General features: G+C 34.5%; 23 protein-coding genes and 2 pseudogenes. 8 read left to right on the forward strand and 17 right to left on the reverse strand.

Going from position 1 to position 24,687, the window contains the following annotated elements:
* Positions 1-300, reverse strand: a pseudogene (locus G525_RS0114755) (IS1595 family transposase); the annotation flags it as partial.
* A 507-nt stretch (positions 301-807) separates the two neighbouring features.
* Between G525_RS0114755 and G525_RS0114760 the strand changes: the two are divergent.
* The 4 genes from G525_RS0114760 (at position 808) to G525_RS0114775 (ending at position 3,830) form a co-directional block, all read left to right on the forward strand.
* The gene (locus tag G525_RS0114760) at positions 808-1,512 is read left to right on the forward strand and encodes a DUF421 domain-containing protein (protein ID WP_027126850.1); all 705 of its coding nucleotides are present in this window, start codon (positions 808-810) and stop codon (positions 1,510-1,512) included.
* Positions 1,513-1,805: 293 nt separating this feature from the next.
* On the forward strand, positions 1,806-2,264 hold the full coding sequence (locus G525_RS0114765; RefSeq protein WP_027126851.1) for a hypothetical protein: 459 nt from the start codon (positions 1,806-1,808) through the stop codon (positions 2,262-2,264).
* A 279-nt stretch (positions 2,265-2,543) separates the two neighbouring features.
* Positions 2,544-3,215 (forward strand): guanitoxin biosynthesis heme-dependent pre-guanitoxin N-hydroxylase GntA, encoded by a 672-nt coding sequence (gene gntA, locus G525_RS0114770; protein ID WP_051209963.1) that lies wholly within the window; start codon positions 2,544-2,546, stop codon positions 3,213-3,215.
* A 6-nt stretch (positions 3,216-3,221) separates the two neighbouring features.
* Positions 3,222-3,830, forward strand: coding sequence for a DUF1989 domain-containing protein (locus G525_RS0114775; protein WP_027126853.1), 609 nt, complete (start codon positions 3,222-3,224; stop codon positions 3,828-3,830).
* Positions 3,831-4,233: 403 nt separating this feature from the next.
* Here the strand turns inward: G525_RS0114775 and G525_RS0114780 are convergent, their stop codons facing one another.
* Entirely contained in the window at positions 4,234-4,719 is a 486-nt protein-coding gene (locus G525_RS0114780) for a YciE/YciF ferroxidase family protein (protein WP_027126854.1), read from the reverse strand.
* A gap of 264 nt (positions 4,720-4,983) precedes the next feature.
* Between G525_RS0114780 and G525_RS22780 the strand changes: the two genes are divergently transcribed.
* A complete protein-coding gene (locus G525_RS22780; protein ID WP_281170406.1) occupies positions 4,984-5,118 on the forward strand; it encodes a hypothetical protein in 135 nt (44 codons plus the stop codon).
* 923 nt (positions 5,119-6,041) lie between these two features.
* Here the strand turns inward: G525_RS22780 and G525_RS0114790 are convergent.
* From G525_RS0114790 to G525_RS0114800, 3 genes are all read right to left on the reverse strand, one after another.
* Positions 6,042-7,064: an AI-2E family transporter gene (locus G525_RS0114790; protein ID WP_027126855.1), complete on the reverse strand. Its 1,023-nt coding sequence runs from the start codon at positions 7,062-7,064 to the stop codon at positions 6,042-6,044.
* 137 nt (positions 7,065-7,201) lie between these two features.
* A complete protein-coding gene (locus G525_RS21870; RefSeq protein WP_051209959.1) occupies positions 7,202-7,444 on the reverse strand; it encodes a hypothetical protein in 243 nt (80 codons plus the stop codon).
* 109 nt (positions 7,445-7,553) lie between these two features.
* The gene (locus G525_RS0114800; RefSeq protein ID WP_027126856.1) at positions 7,554-9,374 is read right to left on the reverse strand and encodes an FAD/NAD(P)-binding protein; all 1,821 of its coding nucleotides are present in this window, start codon (positions 9,372-9,374) and stop codon (positions 7,554-7,556) included.
* 307 nt (positions 9,375-9,681) lie between these two features.
* Here G525_RS0114800 and G525_RS22545 point away from each other — a divergent pair, with 307 nt between their 5' ends.
* Entirely contained in the window at positions 9,682-10,038 is a 357-nt protein-coding gene (locus G525_RS22545; protein WP_211222937.1) for a type 1 glutamine amidotransferase family protein, read from the forward strand.
* Between the two features lie 2 nt (positions 10,039-10,040).
* Positions 10,041-10,376 (forward strand): DJ-1/PfpI family protein, encoded by a 336-nt coding sequence (locus tag G525_RS22550; protein ID WP_211222938.1) that lies wholly within the window; start codon positions 10,041-10,043, stop codon positions 10,374-10,376.
* Positions 10,377-10,585: 209 nt separating this feature from the next.
* Here the strand turns inward: G525_RS22550 and G525_RS0114810 are convergent, their stop codons facing one another.
* The 9 genes from G525_RS0114810 to gcvT all read right to left on the reverse strand — a co-directional run bounded on the left by G525_RS0114810 (position 10,586) and on the right by gcvT (position 20,870).
* Positions 10,586-11,995 (reverse strand): DASH family cryptochrome, encoded by a 1,410-nt coding sequence (locus G525_RS0114810; protein ID WP_027126857.1) that lies wholly within the window; start codon positions 11,993-11,995, stop codon positions 10,586-10,588.
* Positions 11,996-12,166: 171 nt separating this feature from the next.
* Positions 12,167-12,670, reverse strand: a complete 504-nt coding sequence (locus G525_RS0114815) for a DUF421 domain-containing protein (RefSeq protein WP_027126858.1) — start codon at positions 12,668-12,670, stop codon at positions 12,167-12,169.
* 174 nt (positions 12,671-12,844) lie between these two features.
* Positions 12,845-13,294 carry a ferritin-like domain-containing protein gene (locus G525_RS0114820; RefSeq protein WP_027126859.1) on the reverse strand — a complete coding sequence of 150 codons (450 nt, stop codon included), beginning with the start codon at positions 13,292-13,294 and terminating at the stop codon, positions 12,845-12,847.
* Between the two features lie 1,422 nt (positions 13,295-14,716).
* Positions 14,717-15,427 carry a YebC/PmpR family DNA-binding transcriptional regulator gene (locus G525_RS0114830; protein ID WP_027126860.1) on the reverse strand — a complete coding sequence of 237 codons (711 nt, stop codon included), beginning with the start codon at positions 15,425-15,427 and terminating at the stop codon, positions 14,717-14,719.
* A 158-nt stretch (positions 15,428-15,585) separates the two neighbouring features.
* The gene (locus G525_RS0114835; RefSeq protein WP_027126861.1) at positions 15,586-17,637 is read right to left on the reverse strand and encodes a S41 family peptidase; all 2,052 of its coding nucleotides are present in this window, start codon (positions 17,635-17,637) and stop codon (positions 15,586-15,588) included.
* Between the two features lie 21 nt (positions 17,638-17,658).
* Positions 17,659-17,949 carry a 4a-hydroxytetrahydrobiopterin dehydratase gene (locus G525_RS0114840; protein WP_027126862.1) on the reverse strand — a complete coding sequence of 97 codons (291 nt, stop codon included), beginning with the start codon at positions 17,947-17,949 and terminating at the stop codon, positions 17,659-17,661.
* A gap of 54 nt (positions 17,950-18,003) precedes the next feature.
* Positions 18,004-18,852: a sugar nucleotide-binding protein gene (locus G525_RS0114845; RefSeq protein ID WP_027126863.1), complete on the reverse strand. Its 849-nt coding sequence runs from the start codon at positions 18,850-18,852 to the stop codon at positions 18,004-18,006.
* A 17-nt stretch (positions 18,853-18,869) separates the two neighbouring features.
* Positions 18,870-19,784 carry a glutaminase gene (locus G525_RS0114850; protein ID WP_027126864.1) on the reverse strand — a complete coding sequence of 305 codons (915 nt, stop codon included), beginning with the start codon at positions 19,782-19,784 and terminating at the stop codon, positions 18,870-18,872.
* Positions 19,785-19,787: 3 nt separating this feature from the next.
* Positions 19,788-20,870 carry a glycine cleavage system aminomethyltransferase GcvT gene (gene gcvT / locus G525_RS0114855; protein WP_027126865.1) on the reverse strand — a complete coding sequence of 361 codons (1,083 nt, stop codon included), beginning with the start codon at positions 20,868-20,870 and terminating at the stop codon, positions 19,788-19,790.
* A 418-nt stretch (positions 20,871-21,288) separates the two neighbouring features.
* Here gcvT and G525_RS0114860 point away from each other — a divergent pair, with 418 nt between their 5' ends.
* Positions 21,289-21,924: an SDR family oxidoreductase gene (locus G525_RS0114860; RefSeq protein WP_027126866.1), complete on the forward strand. Its 636-nt coding sequence runs from the start codon at positions 21,289-21,291 to the stop codon at positions 21,922-21,924.
* Positions 21,925-21,974: 50 nt separating this feature from the next.
* Here G525_RS0114860 and thrC read toward each other — a convergent pair whose 3' ends face one another.
* The 3 genes and pseudogenes from thrC to G525_RS0114875 form a co-directional block, all read right to left on the reverse strand.
* Positions 21,975-23,276: a threonine synthase gene (thrC, locus tag G525_RS0114865; RefSeq protein WP_027126867.1), complete on the reverse strand. Its 1,302-nt coding sequence runs from the start codon at positions 23,274-23,276 to the stop codon at positions 21,975-21,977.
* A 60-nt stretch (positions 23,277-23,336) separates the two neighbouring features.
* Positions 23,337-23,693 (reverse strand): annotated as a pseudogene (locus G525_RS21125) (four helix bundle protein).
* A 55-nt stretch (positions 23,694-23,748) separates the two neighbouring features.
* A complete protein-coding gene (locus G525_RS0114875; RefSeq protein WP_035479838.1) occupies positions 23,749-24,675 on the reverse strand; it encodes a homoserine kinase in 927 nt (308 codons plus the stop codon).
* Positions 24,676-24,687 lie beyond the last annotated feature (12 nt).

The following is a 24,687-nucleotide window of genomic DNA, read 5'->3' on the forward strand; positions in this document are numbered from 1 at the left end:
ACCCATATAGCGTGCAGATAGGCTCTTGGTTGATGAAGCCATTTCAAAACAAATAAAAAATGCTTTGCGAACTCCAAATTTAACCTTGTGGAAAAGCGTATTGGCCGTGGTAGATTCAATATGTCCGCAGATATTGCACTGTCTTGCAAAATCCTTGCGAACTTGGCAGGCAGTATGATTACATCTCAAGCATTTGTAGCCCATATTTGATTTAATTGAAGCTAAGTATTTCTTGCAATCTTCATCGGTTTTGAACCGATCAGAGAACTCTAGAAGATTTTGACCTTTAAAAATATCCATAATATTATATGTTTACTGACAATAAAGATATGTATTTAGATACTGACCTCTATAAAATTTTTTCTTCAAGTGTTAAAAAAGAAAGATTTTAATTAGCACGTTGCCGTAACGAAGAATGGAACGATGGTCAGAAGTTTGGTCTGAAACTCAAAGATGCTGGTAACGCCTTAAACTGATGAGAAGGTGTTCAATATTATGTAATAAATTTTTTATGAAAGTTGATTTGTTGGATGCCATAAACATAACTGGTGGTAAGAAATTGGTAAAAAAGAATTCAAATTTATAAAGATTGCAAATGAAGCTTTTAGACATAGTAAAATCACTGAGTCAGATGGGGATTGTGAAAACTTTATAGAGGACACATTCTTTTCTAAGCATAAGGATATAAGACCATTTTTAATAGCTCTTCCAAGTTTTTGCATTTTTTAAATGCAAAATGGTAGTTGAATATTAAGTGCCTTCTTAAAATATCATAGAGATATCTAAATTTTTTTTAGACATCCTCTTATGGTTTTAGAATTTGAATACATTATCAGAAACGGATTGTTGTTTATCGTGATCATCTTCGATAAAGGTGTTTTTAAATTGAAAAATCAATCTTTATTTTTAATTACTAAACAATGTTTAATCTATATAGTTATGATCGATGGCAATGAATATACGTTTGATTTCCTGAATATGCTTGTAGGAGACTTTAGTATTATAGTGTATCTGGAAATCTTGATTAGGGTTACAATTATTATGAGCTATACCATTTTAATGATTCGTTGGATTGGCAAACGTGCGGTTGGTAATTTGGGAAGTGCGGACATTCTGCTGATTATCGCAATGGGAAGTGCGGTTGGAGATGCAATGCTTTACCCGACGGTTCCTTTAGTCGTGGCAATTTCAGTTATTACGTTGATTGCCGGGTTTCAAAAATTGTATGTGTTAATGGGAATTGAATTTGGAAGTATTCGCAAAGTCACGCATCCACCAGTTTTGAAATTGGTAGAACACGGAAAGTTATTGGAACATAATTTTGAGGTGGATGAAATTGATAAAAACGAAGTGTTAATGCTACTCAGGCAGAAAGGTATCAGATATCTTTCGGAAGTTGAACATGCCTATTATGAGCAGTCAGGAACCTTAAGTGTATTTAAATATGACAACCCATTTTTGGAACATTCAATTTTGCCGGAGTCTCTTGAGGATTATGAAGTCAAAAAATAAGTTATTACTTAACAAATGAATTTTTGAAAATTCACGATTCCTAATTTTGCTTTAGAAGTGCTGGCCCAACGATGTCCTTTTAAATCTTAACTATGCGTTGCTATGCCTTTCCCAATTCTGCTAAGGTTCTTTTAAATCTTATCAAAAACATTTTTAAAAGTAAGCTGTTATTCTAAACCAACAATATCTAGCGAGGAAATCTTTTGGGCTAAAGTTTAGATTGTTTAAGTCAATCATTATTGTAATTCATAGCTATCTTGACGATTCAATATTAATTTATAAAATCTATTATAATGAATAAATTAGCAAAATTTTTGGCATTTGCGGGACTGACAGGTGCCGTGGCATATCTGACTTATGGAATAAAAAGTAGACCTGCATCAATTTCAAATTCCCATAACCCTATAAATCCTTCTAAAAACAATGATGTAAAAGCATCGCGATCACCAAATACTGAAAATCGGAAGACCACATCTAATTTTCAAAGTTCAACTCCTGAAAGAAAGCACTATCCGGATTACTCAGATAGCAGAACTCAAAAGATGTACAAGGATTTGGGAATGACAGATGAACAAAAGCTGCGTTACGAGAGAGACTACCGCACCGTCATGGGCACATGGGAAAAAAACAATCCCAATTATGAAGAAAATGAACAGGATAAAATTGATGAACATAATTCTGTTCTAAAAGCAGTTCTTGATGAGGCGCAGTTTTCAATGTATCGTGATTGGTTTAGAAACAACCCATCATAGAAATTTCAGAATATTCTAATTTACAACAAAGCATAATATTAAAGTCGTTGATGTTTGACTTTATTAATCCTTCATTTTCTTAAACTATCTAATTGATTTAAGCGAATGGAGGTATTATTTTCATTATCTATTCTCTGAAGATAGGAGAATCACTTTAAAGAACTCCTGCCGATTGGCCATATCTACCTACCAAAGGACGAAATTTCATGGATGAAAATAAATCTATTGACCAATAGATACTTACAGGTAGATAAAATTAAAAAAAATTAAATGAGAAAAATGGCTACACCAATCTTAAAAAAAGCGCAAGATACCATAGAGTACCAATACAGAGATTTTATTTTGAAACGAAAACATCCATGCGTCATGGCAAATACCATATTTATGCAAGATGACTATAAACTTAAAATTTATGATGATATAACATCTGATTCGGTGGTTGCACCTGTTCTTTCAGATCTTGATTCCTATATTAAGGATTATGATTTTGATTCTAACGCGTTTGAAACTATACTATTCTGTTTTAAGGAAAACAATTTCAAAACAGAACTACAATTTGAAAATGCCTTATGGAAATTTTTGCAAAAGTTACATGACAATGATGACAAAGACTGGGATACTAGCGTAAACAGAGAACCTGAAAACGCAAATTTCAGTTTTAGTATAAAAGGAAAAGCATTTTATATAATTGGCATGCACCCAAATAGTTCAAGAATAGCTAGGCAAGCACCATATTGTACCTTGGTGTTCAATCTGCATTGGCAATTTGAGAAATTACGAGACATGGGCATTTATCAGAATATCAAAAAAAGAATACGACGTAGGGATAAAAAACTTCAGGGAACAATCAATCCTGTTTTAAAGGATTTTGGTAAAGCCAGTGAAACTAGGCAATATAGTGGAAGGGAAGTAGAAGCTGACTGGAAATGTCCATTTACAAATAAAAAATAAAAACAAATGAACGCAATACATGTAATTCACCCCCAAACAGGTAGTGCTTTTGAGCTTAAAAAAGGAGAAATACTAACTGTTATTGATCCACAGGGTCAACAGGTTTGTGATATGGTCCTGTTTAATCTTAATGATCACAAAGAGAAAATTTCTTCCGGAAAGACTATGGATTTTGAAGAAAGTATACTTATATCAGCAGGGCATTATCTTTGGAGCAATCGGTCACAAAAAATGATGGCAATTAAGGAAGATACCAATGGACGAAATGATTTTCTTTTGGCGCCATGTAGTCCTGAAACTTTCCAGATCATGTATGATAAGCAAGATTATCATCCAAGTTGTCTTGATAATCTTCATCAAAACCTACTTAAATACGGCATTGGTATTGATGACATTCCTACTGCTTTCAATATATTTATGAATGTACAATTTAGTAAATCTGGTAAACTTAAAGTATTTCCTCCAACATCAAAAGCGGGAGATCTCGTTCGTTTTGAAGCTAAAATGGACTTGTTGGTTGGTCTGACGGCATGTTCTGCCGAAGACAGTAATGGTGGAACATTTAAACCTATTCATTATGTCATCACTGACGCAGAAGGACTTATAAATCCATAGGTTATGCTTTAGGATATTTAAATCTTAATTTTAAAAATCAAAAGTTAAGGAAAACCCTAAAGAAAAAGCATTGGAGATTGAAAAGGACAAAGAAGTAAAGAAAGAGTACTAAGACCCGAACATAAAATCAAGATGGCGGAAATCTTTGAGGAAAATCACGTTATCGTTGAGAGTAGGCCAAAGTTGAGAAAGAGAGAAAAGAAAAGAAGCAAGTGACTATTCTATTTTTCTTAAACAGTAAGAGGACAAATCGTATAAGTCCGATGATGAGTTAGGTTACAATACATTGCGCCACGAGGATGGCATCTAATCTTAAACGATTTTGGTTCATATATGTTTAAGCATCCTAAAATTAAAAATCCCGAAAATTTCTCGGGATTTTTGAATAGTAATTAAATTGTTTTTAATCAATCGCTTTTCTGTTAAGACGTTGTTCGGCCATTTTATTCAATTTATCGTCTGCACCGTATTCTTCGTCCAAAGTTTCTTTTAATTTGGACGCAATATCTTTATGACCCAACTCCTTGGCATAGCGTATGGCTGTTCCATATCCAGATATTTCGTAGTGTTCTACACGCTGAGCTTCCGCAATTAGGCCCGCATTGTTCACATCGTCATCTTTCTTTTCTTTGATAAAACTTTCAGCTTCCTTAATTAGGCCTTCCATAGCTTTACAGGTTTCTCCTTTTGGGTCAATTTTTAATTCATCACAGACTTGCTCCAAACGTTTTTTATGTTTCTTGGTTTCTTCCAGATGATCTTCAAAGACTTTTTTTAATTTGGAATCCGATGCATTCTTGACCATCTTTGGCAAAGCCTCAATGAGTTGTGATTCGGCGCTGTACAAATCCTTTAACTGATGCTCAAATAAATCTTCTAATGTTTTCATAATTCTAAAATTTTATATTTAATTATTATTTAAATTGATATCAATTAAAGATAATGCGTAGTTGTTTTCAATATTATTCCATAAGCTAATTTACTTAGCTTAAAAAAGATCGACCTTAAAAATGTTGTGTTGCGTTTTGGTAGTTTAGGCTATATCTGTAAATAATGAAAGCATATAAGTCAATACAGATTGGGATAGAGACTGAGGTTTCTTTATTCTTTATGTATATTTCATTAAAGAATTTTAATCTAATAAATAGAAATTATGAGCGATAAGAAAAAACAGGAAACTGATAGAAAAGAATCGAGTACGAAACATGCCCGTGGGAGTAAACAAGTCCATAGCGAAAGAGATGATTCCACTGGAGATGGTTTTAAGCCTAATGATACCAAGAAATAAAATATTATAAGTTTCGACAAAGAAAATAACAGAGATTATTATGATACGGAAGATAGCAAACTGAATAGTTCCAATTGGTCATTTTGAATGTCGATGGAGTAACATTCTAACGTATTACCGTTATAATAATTATGAAATTAGTGTGAGGATGTCAACAATTACTCTAGTGATTTTGACCAGGTCATAGCGAGTATTGCTAGAAGAACAAATATTACATAGAAAATGACATTCGGAATTGCAAGTTGTAAACTCGAAATCAATGGATGAAAAATCACACCAACACCATCCCCATAAGTGTAGAAGGTCTAAGTTTAATAACTTAGATTTTTTTTTTACAATGACTACCTGGATACTAGAACACTCGTGATACTTAAATGAATTGTATTTTACAATCAAGAATTTTTTAAACCTTTAAATTTTTTAGGAATACTTTGATTTAGATGCTGTTTTCTAAAATATAATAATATCCTACCATCTAGAAAGAGTTTATAATCGCAACAAGAAGTTATCCCTGTTCAAATATTGCCAAAATGTGGTCACAACTTGCGAAAGTAAGGATTTCAACTGCTTGAAATCATAAGGTTTTGTTATGTACCGTTAACGAAAGTTTTTTCGATATCTTCTTCTGCAGCGGAGGTTGAATAAAATGCAATTGGTATTTCAGAAACTTCGTATTTCTTTATCAATACCAATAGACATTCAAACCCAGTTCTTAAGGGCTTGTTCAAATCGAGAAACTGATATGGGGCAAAGAGCAAGTCCGGACTATTATACTATCTCTAAGTGCCATACCATTGTTGTACGTTTGAAATATGGTCTTTATCCTAAGTTCTTCAAGAGCTTCAGTAAAGAATTATTTCCTTTCCATTTTGAATTTTTAAGCAGAATAAAATTGCTAATTAGCGTACGGAATAACTTTTGGGTTATGATTTTTTATCTAAATATAAATCTTGGACCAGTACAAGAACGACTACTGCAATAGGGGTTGCCAAGACCAATCCCCACCCCCCAGTTAAAGTGCCCATTAATAATTGAACAGTGAGGATCATAGCTGGTGGTAAACTTATCATCTTTTGTTGGACTAATGGCGTAATAAAATTACTTTCTAAAAATTGAACCACTATATAAAGAATAATTACGTAAACAGCAGTATGTGGACTATCAAGGAGAGCAATGAGTACAGCAGGAATAAGGGCAATTATAGGTCCAAAATTTGGAATAAAACTAATCAATCCGGCAATCAATGCCAATACCAACCACAGTTTTATACCCAAGGCAGCCAAGCCTATGGCTGTTAATATGCCGACTACCAACATTGAGAACAACTTACCTTTTAACCAGTTTTTAAGTTGCGAGCCAAGATTGAAAATGACTTTTTCTGCTTTGGACTGACCCTTTTCTGGAATTAGTTTAATAATACCATCAATATATATGTTGGGAGAAATTGCTAAAAATAATCCAATAAAAAGAACGACATATATATCTCCTAATATACCAAAGGTAGAAGTGAAAAATTGCCCTCCAAAGGCTTCCAATTTTGAAATTGTTGAATCTGAAGTTATTTTGTTAATTATAAACTGTCCAAATCTTGATTGTTCAAGTTGGTGTTGTGCTGCATCAATTGTTGCTGGAATTGTATCAATAAGCTCAGAGGCTTGATCCTGTATTTTAGCTCCTATTAACCAAAGCAGTCCTGCAGTGGCCATTAAAGTGAAGAGAATAGAAATTGCAATGGACCACTCGTTTGACGTTTTTAAATGTTTCCTTGCTAACCCCGCTAATCCCTGCAGTAAATTGGCTAAAAGTATTCCAGCAAAGACCAAAAGCAAGACAGAAAATGTTGCTTTCAAAATCCAAAGAACTATAAACGTAAATGCCGCTAGGGCAATTATAATCCATATTTTTTTTTGAAACTCTGGTTCTCTATCAAAATTATTACTGTTCATAATTGGGGAGCTGTTTTATTGTTGTAAAATTTTTACTATCTCATTGATTAAAAAAAAATCCAGCACAAGAATGCTAAATAAAAATGACATCTAGGACTTCAGGAATTAAATAACTTTCTCAAACTTCATAAAATTTCCTATTTTAAGTTCTTTCGAGCATTCCAAAATACTGGAGTCGAGCATTCCAAAATACTGGAGTCGAGCATTTCAAATTTCGACTTAATTTTTTCAGAATAGGTGTGCCATTCATTCACCGATTGCAAACGAATTTTTAGTATTTCAAAATTGGCTTTTGCTTTATTTAATGTACCATCACAATGCATCTCTACGCTATCATGATATTCGCCTTCGGATTGAATAGGGATTATTGGATATTCCATTGTTTTGGTTATATTACTTTATTAATAAAGGTCATCTGAACTTATCCGTGATGATGCGTGATTGCTATAAAGTAGCTATAATTATTTTCTTTTTAAGTGAAATTAATTTCTATAAATTGTCTTTGCTTTCATAAATTTCTGTGATTTCTTCAATTGTAATGTTTTCCTTAAAAGAGTGGTCAAGAAATTCTTTTTTGAATTGCTCGATTAACAGGGTGCTTGTAGCATTGCAGGCTTGTAAACCATAGGAGTATGGGCGACACCCAGAAGTATGCATGAAGGACACATCGCTGATTTGTGAAGAGGGCAAACCCTTAGGATCTAATATCCGGTAACCGGCATCAATATCAATCCCTCCTGTATATAGATAAAATTCATCCTCTGTAGTGAGAATCTTATTTTTCATTTTTTCCGTCTTTATAAGTGATGTTTTGGGAATAGATTTAAATTTTGCTTTTGATCTACTTACGAAATTATTTTTTAGAAGGGTAGGAAATGGATAATCTTCATATTCTATTGTTGCCTGTCCGGAGCAATTGACAAACATGGAGTATTCAATTCTTTCTGAGTTTTCAGTTTCATTATTAACTTTTATAACTGTATTCCCATTAGCATTTTTATCCTCAATAATTTCCACAAAACCTTTTTTTAGTGATATGCATCCAGCGTCATAAAGGGCCAGTAAAATCTCGGCTGATTCTAATGGGAGTGCTGCAATAACATTCATCAGAAATGGCATTATATGTTTACTTAAAATCAAATGATCTTCTGCGGAAAGCAGCTCGGCGTGAAAGTTTAGACAGTACATCAAATCGTCTAGGGTTTCCATCCAATAGGTAGGCTTCTCTGATTTCATTTTTTTTCTGGCCTGATTCAATTCCTTGCGCATACCTTCGAATGAGTTGACATATTCGTGCTGATTTTCCATGTGTTCCACAAATTCTTTAATTCCAAAGTTTGATTGTGACAATAGTTTGGTAAGCAAGATATCTCCATCCAAAGATGCTGCTTTTAAAAGTGCGGAACGGCAAATGGTATCAAAAAAAACCGCAATGGATAAAAAACCTGAATCCTCGATTAGAGAAAGCAGCTCATCACGGTTGGTATGTCTGTAAATTTCTCGAATGGGTTTTTCTTGTTCATATTGCAAATGAGGAAGCCAACCTTCGGCAGAATGCATGACGAGATTAAAATTCTGTGCGCCTTTGTGGAGATTGAAGGTGAAACCCTTTTCCGATTTCTGAAAAGATCCGTGACGGTGTGCCAAAGATGTGACGACGTCAAAGGCACTCAAAGAAGCTCCTAAGGTTCCTATGGTGAAATTATAATAAGCATCCTCCTTTGGCAGTATTTTGCAGATAGGCCATGGTGAGGCATAGTATCCATGATCAGGCTTGTCTTTATCCAACCATATATGACCTGTTGAAATAATGACCTTATGAAAACGATTATAGACCCTATTGTTGGAAGCTTTAAGTGATACTTGATCAGTGTTTTTGATAGGGTTAATATCCACGATTTCAATGCCAGAATTTAATTGAACAGGTATGCCATGTGCTTTAATTTTTTCAATAATCAAGTCAAATTGAACCTTCAGGTAATGACCAAGGGCCAGGCGACTATATACTTTTGACTTACTGATTGGAAATTCAGTGACATTTAAATTTTTAAGAATTTCCGTCGGTTGTTTCTTTAACCAATCCGCAAAGCTTTCTTCTAATGCTGGAATTTCTTCCGATGAAATATTAGATAAATTATATAAATCAGTCATTTCAGGATTATAGGGCATTCCCATACCTGAATTATGTGATTTTTCAAAAATTGTTATGGAGTGAAAACGTGACTTAAACTCTTTGCTTTGGTCGGAAAACTGTTTTAAAAAATATATACATGTTGGTCCTGAACCTATAATGGTTACCTTTTTTTTCATAACGTTTCTATGACTATTTGAAAGAAATTTATTTGTTTTATATCTCGTAATGTAATTTTAGATGTGCAAATGAAATTTATGTGTTTTCATAATTACAATTCGATATAAAATTATAACTCTACAAACACTTTACTTAACTTAGAAAAACAATTGTTTAATGCGAATACGGATTAATAATTATTATAAATAAACCTTAACAGTTTCATTTAAATTGTAATTGAATTAAATGAGGTTTTACAAAACATTTAATTTCACTAAATATTTTTGATGTGCTTTCAATCTTTCGTATCAATAAATTACTGTGATTATGAGAAAAATTCTAATGATAATGACTTCTCATCAGGAGATGTTAAATACAGATGGCAAGACGGGATTGTGGATAGGTGAGTTTACCGATCCTTATTATGAATTTAAAGATAAGAAGTATACCGTTGTTCTTGCCAGTCCAAAGGGTGGGAGTCCTCCAATAGATCCAATGAGTACGCTGACAGAAAATCTAACGGGATCCAATAGGCGTTTTATGGACGATGATTTTGCACAAGATGAATTGAAACACACCCTAAAATTATCTGAAATTTCTGCTACAGATTATGATGCCGTTTTTTTTCCAGGAGGTCATGGACCCATGTTTGATTTAGCAAACAATCAAGAAAGCGGGAAATAATTGTGGATTTCATATCATTAAATAAACCTGTGGCAGCTGTCTGCCATGGCCCCGCAGCTTTGGTTTCGGCGGCCAATTTAGATAATTCTATTTTACGTGGGAAAAGAGTGACTGGATTTTCCAACGCTGAAGAATTATTGGTACTGCGTTCAAACGCCATACCTTTTAAATTAGAAGAGAAATTAAAGTGGTTAGGTGCAGACTATCATAAATCTTTGGTTCCATTTACATCACATGTGGAAACGGATGGATGGTTAATTACCGGACAGAATCCCTTATCCGCAGGACCCACGGCTAAAGCTCTCATTGAAATTTTGGAATCTAATAACCTCAATTAAATATAACCTAAAAACCCTCCAAATTTATACTTAAATACTTAAGTATAAATTTTAATCCCTTAATTTCGAGAGATATTGTAATTGTTTTAGAATTTGAGTGCGTTTTTAGGTTTGTAAAAATGTACTCACGGTACGAAATCTTTTATGGCGTTTAAATGGATACAAATAGATGTTGACTTTAATGTTAATTGCTCATTAAACACCAAATTTTAATTTGCAAAATCTAAAGTTTTCAAAATTCTGTTTATTGATCTTGTCCATTTACTATAGACTTCAATTGGTTTGGGATATTCTGTTTCTTTCATAACATCTTCAAATAACCAAGGTGCATGAATCTTATTGTCTTGAATATGATTTAATTCAGGTATCCATTTTGCTATATATTCATTGGCACTATATTTCAAGCTTTGATGTACAGGATTTGTATAATACATTTCAAATGTTTGCATATGCCAATTCAACCAGTTTGCGCTCACATCATAATCAATTAATTTACTTTCAAAATAGGAGGCTCCCCAAGTCCAATCAATACTAAGATCTTTAACAAAATAGCTGGCACAATTCACTCGCCCTCTATTGCTCATATAACCCGTTAAGTTGAGCTGTCTCATATGGGCATCAATAAAAGGGATTCCAGTTTTTCCTTCTTGCCAACGTTTAAATTTGGTTAAGTCATTTTGAAAATCAACTTTCCTGTTTTTGATTCCACTAGTGAAAAAGATAGATTTTCCAAATCGCATGCCTTTGAATGTGAAATAGTCACGCCACACCAGTTCAAAAATGAGCCACCATGTACTTTGGTTTTTTTTAATCTGCTTCTCGTAATCTTGAACAGCTTCATAAATTGTACGAGGTGATAGGCATCCCAGTGCTAGATAAGGTGATAATTTAGAACTGTAATCAAGACCCAGAGATTTGTTACGTGACCATCGATACCCTGTTAAAAGTTCAGATTCAAATGTGTAGTAGTGAAGTCTTTTTAATGCTTCATCTTCACCTCCAATCATCAGAGGGGTGGTATTATCATATTCTGTTTGATGAAAACCAAACTCAGTGGGCGATGGAAATCTGGTAGACGCTGCTTGTGGATGGCTAACCAAATGATCAGGGATTTTATAGGTCTTTCGGAGTTTGGTCAATTTGGAGGTTGGAATCCGATACGCTTTACTGGTCAAAGGTATTTCAGAAATTTCAAATGGAATATCATCTATATTATACAAAGTTTTACCCCAATAAAAATTGAATTCTACCTCATTCACTAATTTTTGCAGTTCATCAATAATTTGTAATTCTTCGTAAGCATATTCTTGTTCAGCAAAAATTGTTGAGACATTGAATTTTTTAATAAGTTTTGGAATTTCTTTAACCGCACCTTCAGAACAAATGATTAGATGACCACCGATAGCTTCTATATTTTTTATTAGATCTTCAATTGATTTTTCTAAGAATTTAAAACGATTGATGTCCGTCTTCCTAAAACCAATTTCTAAAACATCAAACAAATGAGGTTCAAGGCAAAAACAACACACTACTTGATCACATTGTCTTATTGCCTGACACAATACTTCATTGTCTTGAAGTCTTAAATCATTTTTAAACCATACCAATCCAGTTTTCATCAAACTTTGTTTTTTAAATTGTTCTGTAACCTCGTTTTCTGATATTTCTTATTTTTAAAAAAATTTCGCCTACCATTTAAAAATTGTCGGTTATCAATTGTAAAGGTGTAATCTAAAACTGTATAAATTTAACTAATAGGTTATAATCGCCTAAGCACCAAGAAATACTCCTTAAGTGGCAACGTCAGTTAATAAATCTAAGGAGATGTTTCTGTCTTCTGAGTTGTGTATTACTGAGATATTTCCTGTGCTTTCAAATATTACGGCCTTTACATCTTTAAATTCATGAACATTCGCTTCTCTTAGTTTGGCAATTAAATCATCTTTACCAACGTTACATTTCTTTAGGGCTTCAAATAAAATTTTGCCGTTCCACATAATCAATTGTGGCTTGTTCGTAAAAAAACGTTTAAATAAATCGCTTTTTCTGACTAAAAATGAAAATAAGGTCTGGAATGCAATAATTGTTAATAGTGCGACGCCACCTTTAAACAAAGAATACTCTGAGTTAAGAATAATTGAAGCCAATATAGAGCCCACTGCTATAGTTGAGGCGAAATCAAAACTGGACATTTTTGCGAAAGTCCTTAAGCCAAAAACTCTTGTTATAATAATGGTAATTGTAAAAATTCCTAATACGGAACATATCATCCAAAATGTTTCTTCAATAGTCATGATGTTTTGTTTTTTTATTTTAAAATTAATCCAGGAAGATGGATTTAATTAGTGAATAAAAGATTGAAATAACCTATTTTTCAAAATCACTATGGAAAGAGGAGAATTTCAATCTAGACAATTAAAAAAAATGCCCCATGTTGGGACATTTTTTTAATAATTAAGAGTTTTTAATTACTTAAAATGCTCCATACTTTTTACTTTAGCAAGATCTTCCTGTACTTTCATTTTTTGTTGTCTAACAATGGTTGCAATGCTCGCAGGTAAATTGCTATCCTTCAAAACTTCTTCATATTCCTCAACGGATGCTTTTTCACCACGAATAGCTTCTTCAAGCATCGACTCATCATTATCTGCGGAAAATAGAGCTTTAACATCCATCCAAGCTCGATGTATGGTTCCGGTAAAAGAACCTTCATCATCAATATCATCATAATTTACGACCATCTCTCGTTTTAATTGGGCATTAAAGCTTGCTCGGTCTCGAGCTCTGTCTGCAAAAAAAGTTTTCAAACTTGGGTTCTTAGCATTTTCTGCTGCTTTTTTATAACCTTTTTCGGCATCTCTATTCTTTTCTAAAATCTCCTCTAATTGATCTACTAATTTGTCATGTCTAGTGCTCATTTCGTTGTTTTTTATGGATTAATAATTACTTCTAAAATACTATGAATGCCGTAAATTGATTAACTGTAAAAAAATAATCTTTGGCACTATAGATAAAGTATGATACAATTCTAAGTCTTTCAACCTATTGGACTAAGAATCCTATGCTGAGAGATTTAAAAATTAATGAGATTCTTATGCAGATGTTTAGTTGCATCACGAAGAATTCAATACCACTTATCGATTATACTTTAAGCTTTGTATTGCACTCATCAGTACGGAAAGCAAGAGAATGAAAAGGAAAATTAATTAACTATAGAAGACTTTTAATTAAAACTCAGAATAAAACTTAACTGAGTGCATATTGGATGCATACTGGAAAGGAAATCCAACTATTTAACTATTTTAAAATAGATATGAATTGTCAATCTTAAAATGGAAGATCTTGCAAATACTTAAAGCCAAGTTGTTTTGGAGAAGTTCGTACTTTAATACCTCAAATCAATACCTCACATCGTAATATATGCAAGGATATTTTAAAACTTTAAGAACCATTGGAATTCTCAATCTACCATTAAGATTTCTTTTCGCTTAACTGCAAAAATTAACAGAACAGCTATAATGCCGATAGATAGGAATATAATGTTAATGAATTGAAAATCAACAAAAAATGTGATGCCCAATAGCCAGCTGGCAATGTAAAAAATCACTAAAAAATTTATGGATAGTTTCATCTAATTTAAAATATTATGTAAGTAAACATCCCTTACAGTTTAATTTCAAAGATAGATTATGTCGTTCGTCGATTTATTATACAATTATAATAAATGGTTATACATTTTCCATATTTGATAGTTGTTTTATGGTCAACAGTTAAAAAGCTGCGTTAAATGAATTAAATAAGTATACAAGATTTTGTTTATTAGTAATTTTTTGAAATTGAAGATCTTCATAAATCTTATTTGGACAATATATATCTTCAATTCATTGGTCTGTGGCTAACAGGCACATCTTTGGTATTTATAACGGAGTTTTTGCTTAAAGTAGTCAGGAGAAAAGTGGCAAAGGTTTACTTTAGTCCCGCATTCGAGCGTTCATACTTCATCAGGTTTAGTGAACTAAATAAAAAGATGTAAAAATGAATTCTGCCTTATAAATTGTTTGAGCTTGGCAATATTCTTGGCCTTTTTTATAGTTTCTTTCATTGTGCTTGCTTAACAAATACACATGAACCAATATATTGCACATCCTTTTATGAGGTGACTATCTTGTGATTAATCAATTCTGTTATATTTTCTTTATGTAAAACGAAAGATCATATTTGAAATTCAATAATTTGATATCAGTTTGAAGTTTAAACAATCATAAGTATTTCCAAATAAATATAAAAAACGATTTAAATTCCAGTAATGAGTGTGTTCCTTGATTTCACGTGGAGCGAACTTATTCCTCCATAGTATGATAGACATTCTGCACATCGTCATCTTCCTCCAACTTTTCCAATAGTTTTTCAACGTCTTCAGCTTCTTCAGCAGATAATTTTTTGGTCACTTGCGGAATGCGCTCAAAGCCGGAAGATAGAATTTCAATCTCCCGTTTTTCCAATTCCGATTGTATGGCTCCGAAATTCTCAAAAGGTGCGTAGATCAAAATCCCATCATCGTCCATAAAGACTTCTTCTGCACCAAAATCAATAAACTCCAATTCCAATTCTTCTGGATCCAAACCGTCAGCTGCGATTCTGAAATTACAGGAATGGTCAAACATAAATACAACAGAACCAGAAGTACCTAAGCTACCATCACATTTATTGAAATAACTTCGAACATTGGCAACCGTTCTGGTATTATTATCGGTAGCCGTCTCCACCAATATGGCAATGCCGTGTGGGGCATAACCTTCAAAAAGCACTTCCTTAAAATCACCTAAACTTTTGTCAGAAGCACGTTTAATGGCGCGTTCTACATTGTCTTTGGGCATATTGACAGCCTTTGCATTTTGTATGACAGCTCTTAATCGGGCATTGCTATCAGGATCAGGTCCGCCATCCTTAACGGCCATGACAATGTCTTTACCAATGCGTGTAAAGGCCTTGCTCATTGCTGACCAGCGTTTCATTTTACGTGCTTTACGAAATTCAAAAGCTCTTCCCATGCTCTAATTCTATGTTTAAAGTTTAAAATTCTAAGTTTTCCAATTTGAGGTCCAAAGTAACTGACATCTGTTAACCGTCATCAGTTACTGAACACCTCTGGCAAATTTAAAAAAAATCAGGGCATCAATATCAATGTTTAGTGATAAAATGGCCATGTTCAATGTAATTTCTTATTTCTGATATCTGCGAGAATAGTTAACGCCTCATGGATGTAAATATCGGTAGAAATATCATCCATCAAGATCTCATTGAGTATAATGGCGTCTTCACCTACCAATTTCTTTTGGGTGAACATTGTGTTTTTAACCGGGATGCTCGAAAATTTTTGATCAAAGGTTATATTCAAATCCGTCCATAGGTCATTATAGTTTTGGACATCTTTATACAGATATTCCAATGTTAGGGGGAATTCTAAATCTCTGTCAATGTACGTATTCAATAATTCAGTATTCAGCTTATGAATAGCCCTAAAACTGTCATTCCGTTCTATCCTAATCTTACTTTTTGATTGGATTTCTGCCATAGGGAGTTTTTTATAAGGATGATATATCCACATAGGGATTATCGAATCATTGGAGAGAGCAAACGGACTATAAGCTTCATTGGTCTTAAAACCGTCATAGAGTGATGGCAAAATTATATCTGGCACAACACCAACGGACTGATGGCTTTTTCCCGTGACCCGATAGAATTTTTCTATAGTCAGTTTACAGAACCCTAAATCGTCAGTCTCACTCAAAGGTAGAATAACCTGTGCCGAAGCTTTTCCATGACTTGGTGAACCTACAATAATAGCACGATTATAATCTTGCATAGCAGCGGCGAAAAATTCAGAGGCCGAAGCACTAAAGTTATCAATAAGCAAAACGATGGGTTTATTAAAAAATGTGCCATTAAAATCATCTCTAATGGTAAAAGTTTCCCCATTGCCGTATTTTAAAATTGCCAGAGGCCCTTTGTTTATGAACAAGCCGGCAAGTTGTGCGGCTTCTTTCATGGATCCTCCGCCATTGAATCTTAAATCCAGGATTAAACCTTTAACTTTTTCTGTATTAATGATTTGGAGTTGCCTTGCAACATCATAGGCTAATCCATAGCCATTGGGCGTATCAAAATCTGTATAGAAACTTGGTATTTTTAAATAGGCATAATTTGATCGTTTTTTAAGTATAAATGCCGTGCAAGAATTATCCTCAACCTTGAGATCGGTTTTTGTGAGTTGAATATCATGAACGGAACCATTTTGCTTTTTAATTTTAAAAATGATTGTTTCGTTCTTCTCATTAGAGGTAAAAGCAATAATATCTTCATTGGATACGCAAAATGTTTCCAAAGTTTGGGTGGGAGAAGTTAGCGATTTGATAACATCATTTTCATCAAATTTCCCATTTAAAGATGCTGCACTTCCTGGAGCAATGTAGGAAATCACAATATCGCCATCTCCATTTTTCATGGTATCAATACCGAAAGTGTATTGATGATTGGACACGGAGCCCTCAAATTGTGATTTATCTGAATCATTATAGAAAAAGGAATTTGGATCTTGATAATTGGCAAAAGCATTTAAAAACGATTCTTTTACAAAAAGATCGAGGCCTCCATTTTTATGAAGTAACTCATCCAGAAGACATAATTGATTTTCAATGATTTTTGGTTTGACCTCTTTTTCTAAAACTGAGAAGTTCTTTTCTACATATGAACGGGAACTGTCTTGCTCAATCAAGTTATCAAGAATGGCATAGCGAAGACGCTTATTCCAATACTTTTTAAAGGCCGCATCATCCTTAAAATATCCCATTGTTTTAATGGGTTTAAAATAGAGCGTGTCTTTTCCTGAATAATCAAATGCTTCATCTCTTAAAGTTGCGATATACGCTTTGGAGGCTTCAATCCGCTGAACTAACGTCGCACTATACTTTTCGATAAAATCGCATTTTCCAGAAGCAATGGCATCATCGAGTTGATATTCGTCAACTTTGAACTTCGAGATATCAGATTCTTGAAAAAAACGTTTGTTTTCATCCAATCGATCTAAAAACAATTGATGGACATCTTTAGAGAGACTATCGTTTAGGGGCTTTGGACGGAAATGATGCTGTTGGATACGCTGGTTCAGCTCATATATTTGATCACAAAAAAAAGGATCGCTTTGTGAGTAGGTCCATGAAATGATTAAACTGAAAGTAATAGAAACCAGCTTTTTCATCATAATTTAAGAGGCCATTTTTTACTATTCCTGTACTTCAACAATCGCTTCAATGGCGGCGGCCAGTTTAAAATCTTTATCCGTAACGCCTTTGGCGCTATGTGTGGATAATGTAATAGTTAACATATTATAAACATTTTTCCAATCGGGATGATGGTTTTGCGCCTCACATTCAAATGCAATTCTGCTCATGGCACTGAAACAATCCTTGAAATTGTCGAACTCAAATTCAGCATGTAGTGCGTTGTCATAATATTCCCAGTCTGGAAAGTGCAACAATTTTTTTTCAATGGTATCTTCAGAAAGTAGAGACATAATTTCGATTTTTAGTTTCTTAAAATTATAAATTATAATTGATAAAATCTAGAACTAAGAGTTATAATTCATGTAATTATCTAATTCTTCCAAAAGTTCAGTACTACTAATTTGAAGATGTTGGGGAAGTCTATTTGTCTTGGGCATAACCGCTAAATAGCGGTCTTCATTGGTAGTATAAACGTTTTTAAAACGTACTGGTTTTGAAGTGATCAAAGAGGCTATTTCCATTATAAAGTCGTCATGATGGACCAAATCTGAGCTTCCTAAGTGGTAAATTCCATATTTGTTTCTGTTAATGATATAATGGATTTGTTGGGTCATTTTAAAATCAGTAGTCACATTCATTATCAAATTTGGAAAAACTTCTATAGGCGTGTTTTCTAAAATATGTTCTTTGATTTCTTTAAGACGTGGCGATTGTGTTCCAAATACCATTGGTAATCTGATAATGACCACTTTTCGTTTTGGCAATCGCAATAACATATTTTCAATCTTAATCTTAAAATGTCCGTACACGCTTCCGCTCAAAGTTTTATCGTCTTCATAGCTTGGATATTTACTGTAGGCGTCAAAAACATTTGCCGAAGAAAAGAACATCAGCTTACAATCATTTTTTACCACATATTCAGCAACATGTTGATGGGCAATTACCTGGGCATAGAAGTCGCCCCGTAAACATGAAATAATAATGGAAGGTTTGACTGCTTCGAGGATTTCAAAAATATCGTCTTCCTCCACGCGGTATTGAAAAAAGTGTTTATTATTCTCAAATGCCTTATTTGAAATATGATAAGTCCCGTAGGTTTTAAAATATGAACACAGTTCTTTATATAGGGCGTTTCCAATGAAACCACTGGCGCCAAGGATAAGTATTCGGTGTTTGTTTTCTGGAGTCAACATTTATGAGGGGCAATTTTTTAAAAAATAGATAATTTGGTCATAGAGGTAAAATCTTCTAAAGCTTTCATTCCCAGTAACGAATTGCCTTTCATATTTAAACCTGGAGACCAAACTGAAATTGTAAAATGATTAGGTAACAGTGCAACTATGCCGCCTCCAACACCACTTTTTCCAGGTAAACCTACTTCAAAAGCAAATTCTCCGGCTTCGTCGTAAAAACCACAAGTAAGCATTATCGCATTGATCCGTTTGGCCTGACTAGGTGAGAGTTGATTGGTTTTTAGGCAACATTTACCATGATTTGCAAACATGAGAAATGCCTTGGTGAGCTGTTCGCAAGTCATTTCAATTGCACATTGATGAAAATAGAAATCCAAAACATCATCTACGTCATTGGTTAAATTTCCATAGGCTTTCAGTAGGTTGGCTGCAGCGTAATTGTTGTAACCCGTAAGACGTTCAGATCTGGCAACCTCCAAATTAAAGACGATGGTAGAATCATCAACAACGGCTCTTACATAATTTAAAAAATCTTCTTTTGGATTCTCAAGTAAACTTACCAGAATATCGGCAATTACAAGAGCACCCGCATTAATTAACGGATTTCTTGGGATGCCGTTTTCCAATTCCAAAAGTGATAAATGGTTGAACGGATTTCCCGAAGGTTCCACATCCACACGTTGCCACAAGTCTTCAGGATACCGTGATAGAGCCATGGCAAGCGTCAAGACTTTAGAGATACTCTGAATGGAGAATTTCTTGTTCCAATCACCAGTGCCATAAGTTTGACCGTCTAAAAACCGAAGATGAATTCCAAAATTTTGTACATCAATATTTGCTAATTCAGGGATATAGGAAGCCACTAAGCCTCTATTCACTTCATCTCTTAAATTTTCATGTATGGTATCAATGACATTTTGGTAATCAATCATGCATTAGGCTTTATAAAATGGTGTTTTCACAACCGTAGCTGGAACTGCATTTTTCCGAATTTGAATATAAATCTTATTTCCAGCTTCTGAATAGATAACCGGCACATAACCTAAACCAATACCTTTATTTAATGAGGGAGACATCGTGCCAGAAGTAACTTTTCCAATAGTTTTACCTTTATCATCTACAATATCATAACCCTGACGCGGAATGCCTTTTTCATCCAGTTCAAAGCCCACCAATTTATTTTCAGGGCCTTGTTCTTTTTCTGATTTAAGTGCTTCACTATTTGTGAACTCTTTGGTGAATTTTGTGACCCAGCCCAATCCAGCTTCAATCGGAGAGGTGGTGTCATCAATATCATTTCCATATAGACAATAGCCCATTTCTAAGCGCAAGGTGTCACGGGCAGCCAATCCGATTGGTTTGATACCATAGTCTGCGCCAGCTTCAAAAACCTTATCCCAAATTTGTTTCACTTCAGAATTTTTACAATAGATTTCGAACCCGCCGCTGCCGGTGTAGCCAGTTGCGGAAATGATAACATGCTCAATGCCTGCAAAATCGCCAACCACAAAGTTATAGAATTTAATTTCTGAAAGGTCATGGCTTGACAAGCATTGCATGGCTTCAACCGCTTTAGGACCTTGAATTGCCAATAACGAGTAATCTTCAGAAAGATCTCTCATAGTTGCACCAACATCATTTTTAGAAGAAATCCAGTCCCAATCTTTTTGAATATTTCCAGCGTTGACCACTAACAAATAAGATTCTTCTTTCAACTTGTAAATGATCAAATCATCCACGATACCACCATCTTCATTTGGTAAATAACTGTACTGCGCCTTCCCGATGGTTAATTTTGAAGCATCGTTACTGCATGTTTTTTGTATTAATTCAAGAGCATGCGGTCCTTTAATTAAAAACTCACCCATATGCGAGACATCAAATACACCTACGCTTTTTCTGACCGTTTCGTGTTCTGCACTGACACCTTCATATTGAACAGGCATATTAAAACCTGCATAAGAAACTAGTTTTGCGCCAAGGGCTTGGTGGGTTGTTGTTAAGGCTGTATTTTTCATAATTTGATTGTTTTAATTCCATGACCCTTTCTTTCAGTAAAAAGGGGCGGCTATTGTATTTGATTTTTTTTTGTTAAAATGAAAACGATGACAATGATGATGGACAGTATTAAAAACGCATAGCACAATCCTTTTTTTAAGCTCATGCCAAAAACGAAGTTTTCGATTGTATTTCCAAAAACTTTACAATTTCTACCAATATATCCTCCATAATTGCCTCACAAAAGTATCGAAAATTATCTGTTTTAAAAATCAATCTTTCCGATTATAAGTTTGTAAAAAGCGCACTGAGAATTCTTCTTTAAATTATATGACATAGAGACGCACAAGTCTTATCAACTGTATGTGAAAGTTGATAAAGTTAAGTTAAATGCCCTCAGAAAATTGGTGAAGCCTAAAATAATGTTAGATTGATGGTATGGAAAATGTATTAGTAGCAGGTGCAAATGGCACCACAGGAAAACAAATAGTGAAACTTTTAATGGAGACACAATATTTTACACCCGTAGCAATGGTGAGAAAAAAGGAACAGATGACTCAGTTTGAAAACGAAGGAATTAAAACGGTTTTGGGCGATTTGGAGAAAGATGTTTCCCATGCTGTTAAAAATATAGATAAAGTAATATTCGCAGCTGGCTCAGGAGGTAAAAACGTGATAGGGGTTGACCAAGAAGGCGCTAAACGCTTGATAGATTCATCTAAAAATTCTAATATTAAAAAATTTGTCATGCTGAGCTCAATGGGCGCTGATGCTCCTGAAAAAGCGGAGGAGCTGCAGGACTATTTGAAAGCAAAACATAATGCCGATGAACATTTAAAAAATAGCGGCCTAAATTATGTCATCGTTAGACCAGGAACTCTAAATAACAATAAAGCGACAGATCATGTTCAATTGAAGGAAAAACTATCTGAACGTGGAGAGATTAGCAGGGCAGATGTGGCGCAAACCTTAGTGCGAGTACTTAATGAAGATACAGCAAATAACGTCTCTTTTGAAATATTAAACGGTGATACTTTAATTGGGGAAGCTTTAGAGAAACTGTCTGAAAAATAGCTTTCACTCCGATAACATTCTATAAAAAAAGAGGCGTTTGGCCTCTTTTTTTATGATACGGTGTTTAATAACACGGTTTTCAAATCCTCGTAATTTGTTATCGATATGGATTTTTTTTCTTGGTCCATTACGGCTTCAATTTGAGGGGGTAATGCAATAGTTTTACTGATGACCTCTTCTACGACATCTAAAAATTTTGTGGGATGGGCGGTTTCAAGAAACACACAATGCGCATTTGTGTCTTCCTTTAAATATGCTTTGCATCCCAAATAGCCAACGGCACCATGTGGATCGGCTACATATTTAAAATTATTATATAATTCCTTTAAAGCAACTCGGGTTGCGTTATCTGAAAAACTATAAGAGGACAAATTAGATTTTAGAGCGTCAAAATCATTTTTATAGATTTCCTGAATTCTTATAAAATTACTCGGATTACCAACATCCATGGCGTTGCTTATGGTTTGAACGGATGGTTTTGGCTGATATAATTTTGTCGTGAGATATTCAGTCACAACGTTATTTTCATTATTTGAAGCTACAAAATGATAGATTGGCAAGCCTAGTTGTTGCGCCATCATCCCTGCGCAAATATTACCAAAATTGCCACTTGGTACAGAAAACACAATTTTTTTATGCGTTTTGTAAAGTTGCTTATAGGCAAAAAAGAAATAGAACATCTGTGGTAGCCAACGCGCCACGTTAATGGAATTGGCAGATGTTAGTTGCATTTTACTGGTTAATTCTTCATCCAGAAATGCACGTTTGACCATATCTTGGCAATCGTCAAAAACACCGTCCACTTCTATAGCGGTAATGTTTTGTTTTAACGTGGTCAATTGCTTTTCCTGGATATCGCTCACTTTTCCACTCGGATATAAGATAACGACATTCACGCCCTTGACACCTAAAAAGCCATTGGCAACCGCTCCTCCGGTATCCCCTGAAGTAGCCACCAAAACGGTAACTTCTTCGCTATTGTTTTGATTAAAATAACCTAAACAACGTGCCATAAATCTGGCACCAACATCTTTAAATGCCATCGTTGGTCCGTGAAACAGTTCTAAAGTAGAAACGTTCTCATTGATCTTTGCAATTGGAAAATCAAAAGACAAGGTCTCTGCAATGATTGTTTTCAAAACGTCTTCAGGAATATCTGGGCTTACAAATTGCTTTATAGCTTCAAAAGCTATTTCTTCATAGGATAAATTATCAATATTTTCAAAAAATGAAGCTGGTAAACGGGTTATATGCTCAGGAAAATAAAGGCCTTTATCAGGAGCGATACCTTTTATTACGGCAGCTTTAAATGATGCGTTGGGAGCTTTTTTGTTCAGACTGTAATAATTCATAGTAATTGACGGATGACCGATGACGGGTGACCGAAGTCATGCCGATAAGTCACCACTTTTTTAATTAATTTTATTTATAAATGCGATCATCATATTCATCAACTCGAATGATTTTTCATATATGTTTTCGAATTGACTTATATCTAAATAGTTTCTTCTTTTTGATTTATGAAGACAAGTAATGACTTCGGCTAATGAGCGTATGGCCTATCCAATAAATTTCTTTTGTTCAGGATTGCTCTGACCTATCGACCCTTCTGATATGTTTAAGGCTATTGTGTCTGCGGCTCTACTTATTTGAGAGGACAGATTATATTTTTCTTTATCAGGGAAAGTTTCTGATAGATCATCGATTTCTTCACCAAAATCCATGGCTTTTTGCCAAATAATGAGTTTCTCAAATTTAAATTTACTCATAATACATAATGTTTTCTAGATTTCATTTCTGTCATCTGTCATCCGTCACCTAGCTTTATTCTAAAATTCTAATTCCTTCCGTATTAATCCGTGACACGTGCGTTTCAAACGCAATTTCTGTCTTTAAATACACATTTCGCATGGCTTTTTCTACATTTTTGGCATTCTCAAGGCCTTTTGAAAGCGCAAAAATTGAAGGGCCAGCACCTGAAATACCTGCGCCCAAAGCGCCATTATTAAGTGCTGCCGCCTTAATATCAGCATAATGCGGAATCAATTGACTTCTATGGGGTTCTACAATTACATCCTGCAAACTTCTTTTTAAGAGTTCATAATCGCTGGTGTGCAAAGCATGAACAAAACTTCCCATATTGGCCCATTGCGTAATGGCATCCTTTAAAGGGAACTCCTTTGGCAAAATGGCTCTGGCATCAGAAGTTTTGATTTCAATCTGAGGATGGATGATGGTTGCATAAATATCTTCAGGAGTTGGTAATTGCAGCACTTCCAACGGCGAGGAGCTTTTCACCAACGTAAATCCTCCAAAAATCCCGGGAGCTAAATTATCAGCGTGTTCGCTACCGCTGGCCAAAGCTTCACCTTTCATGGCAAAATCAGTGACTTGCGTCTTGTTATAAGGCCGTCCTAAAAGTTCGTTGATGGCAAAAACGCTTCCGGCAGCGCTGGCGCTACTGCTTCCAATTCCACTACCAGGTTTAATGTTCTTGTAAATTTCGATTTCAAAACCGCAATCTGGTTTCGCATCTGCAATCATTGCCAATGCAGAAACACCAGCTACATTTTTAGTGGCCTCCAAAGGGAGATCGAAACCTTCGATTTTGGTAATGCAAATGCCTTTTTTTTCTGTTTTTCTGATGATCATTTCGTCGCCAATGGTGTCCAAACAAAATCCTAGGGTGTCAAAACCACAAGCGACATTGGCTACCGTTGCCGGTGAAAATATTTTAATTTCGTTTTTAATCACAAATACTTA

It is taken from the genome of Gelidibacter mesophilus DSM 14095, assembly GCF_000423005.1.
Lineage (GTDB): Bacteria > Bacteroidota > Bacteroidia > Flavobacteriales > Flavobacteriaceae > Gelidibacter > Gelidibacter mesophilus.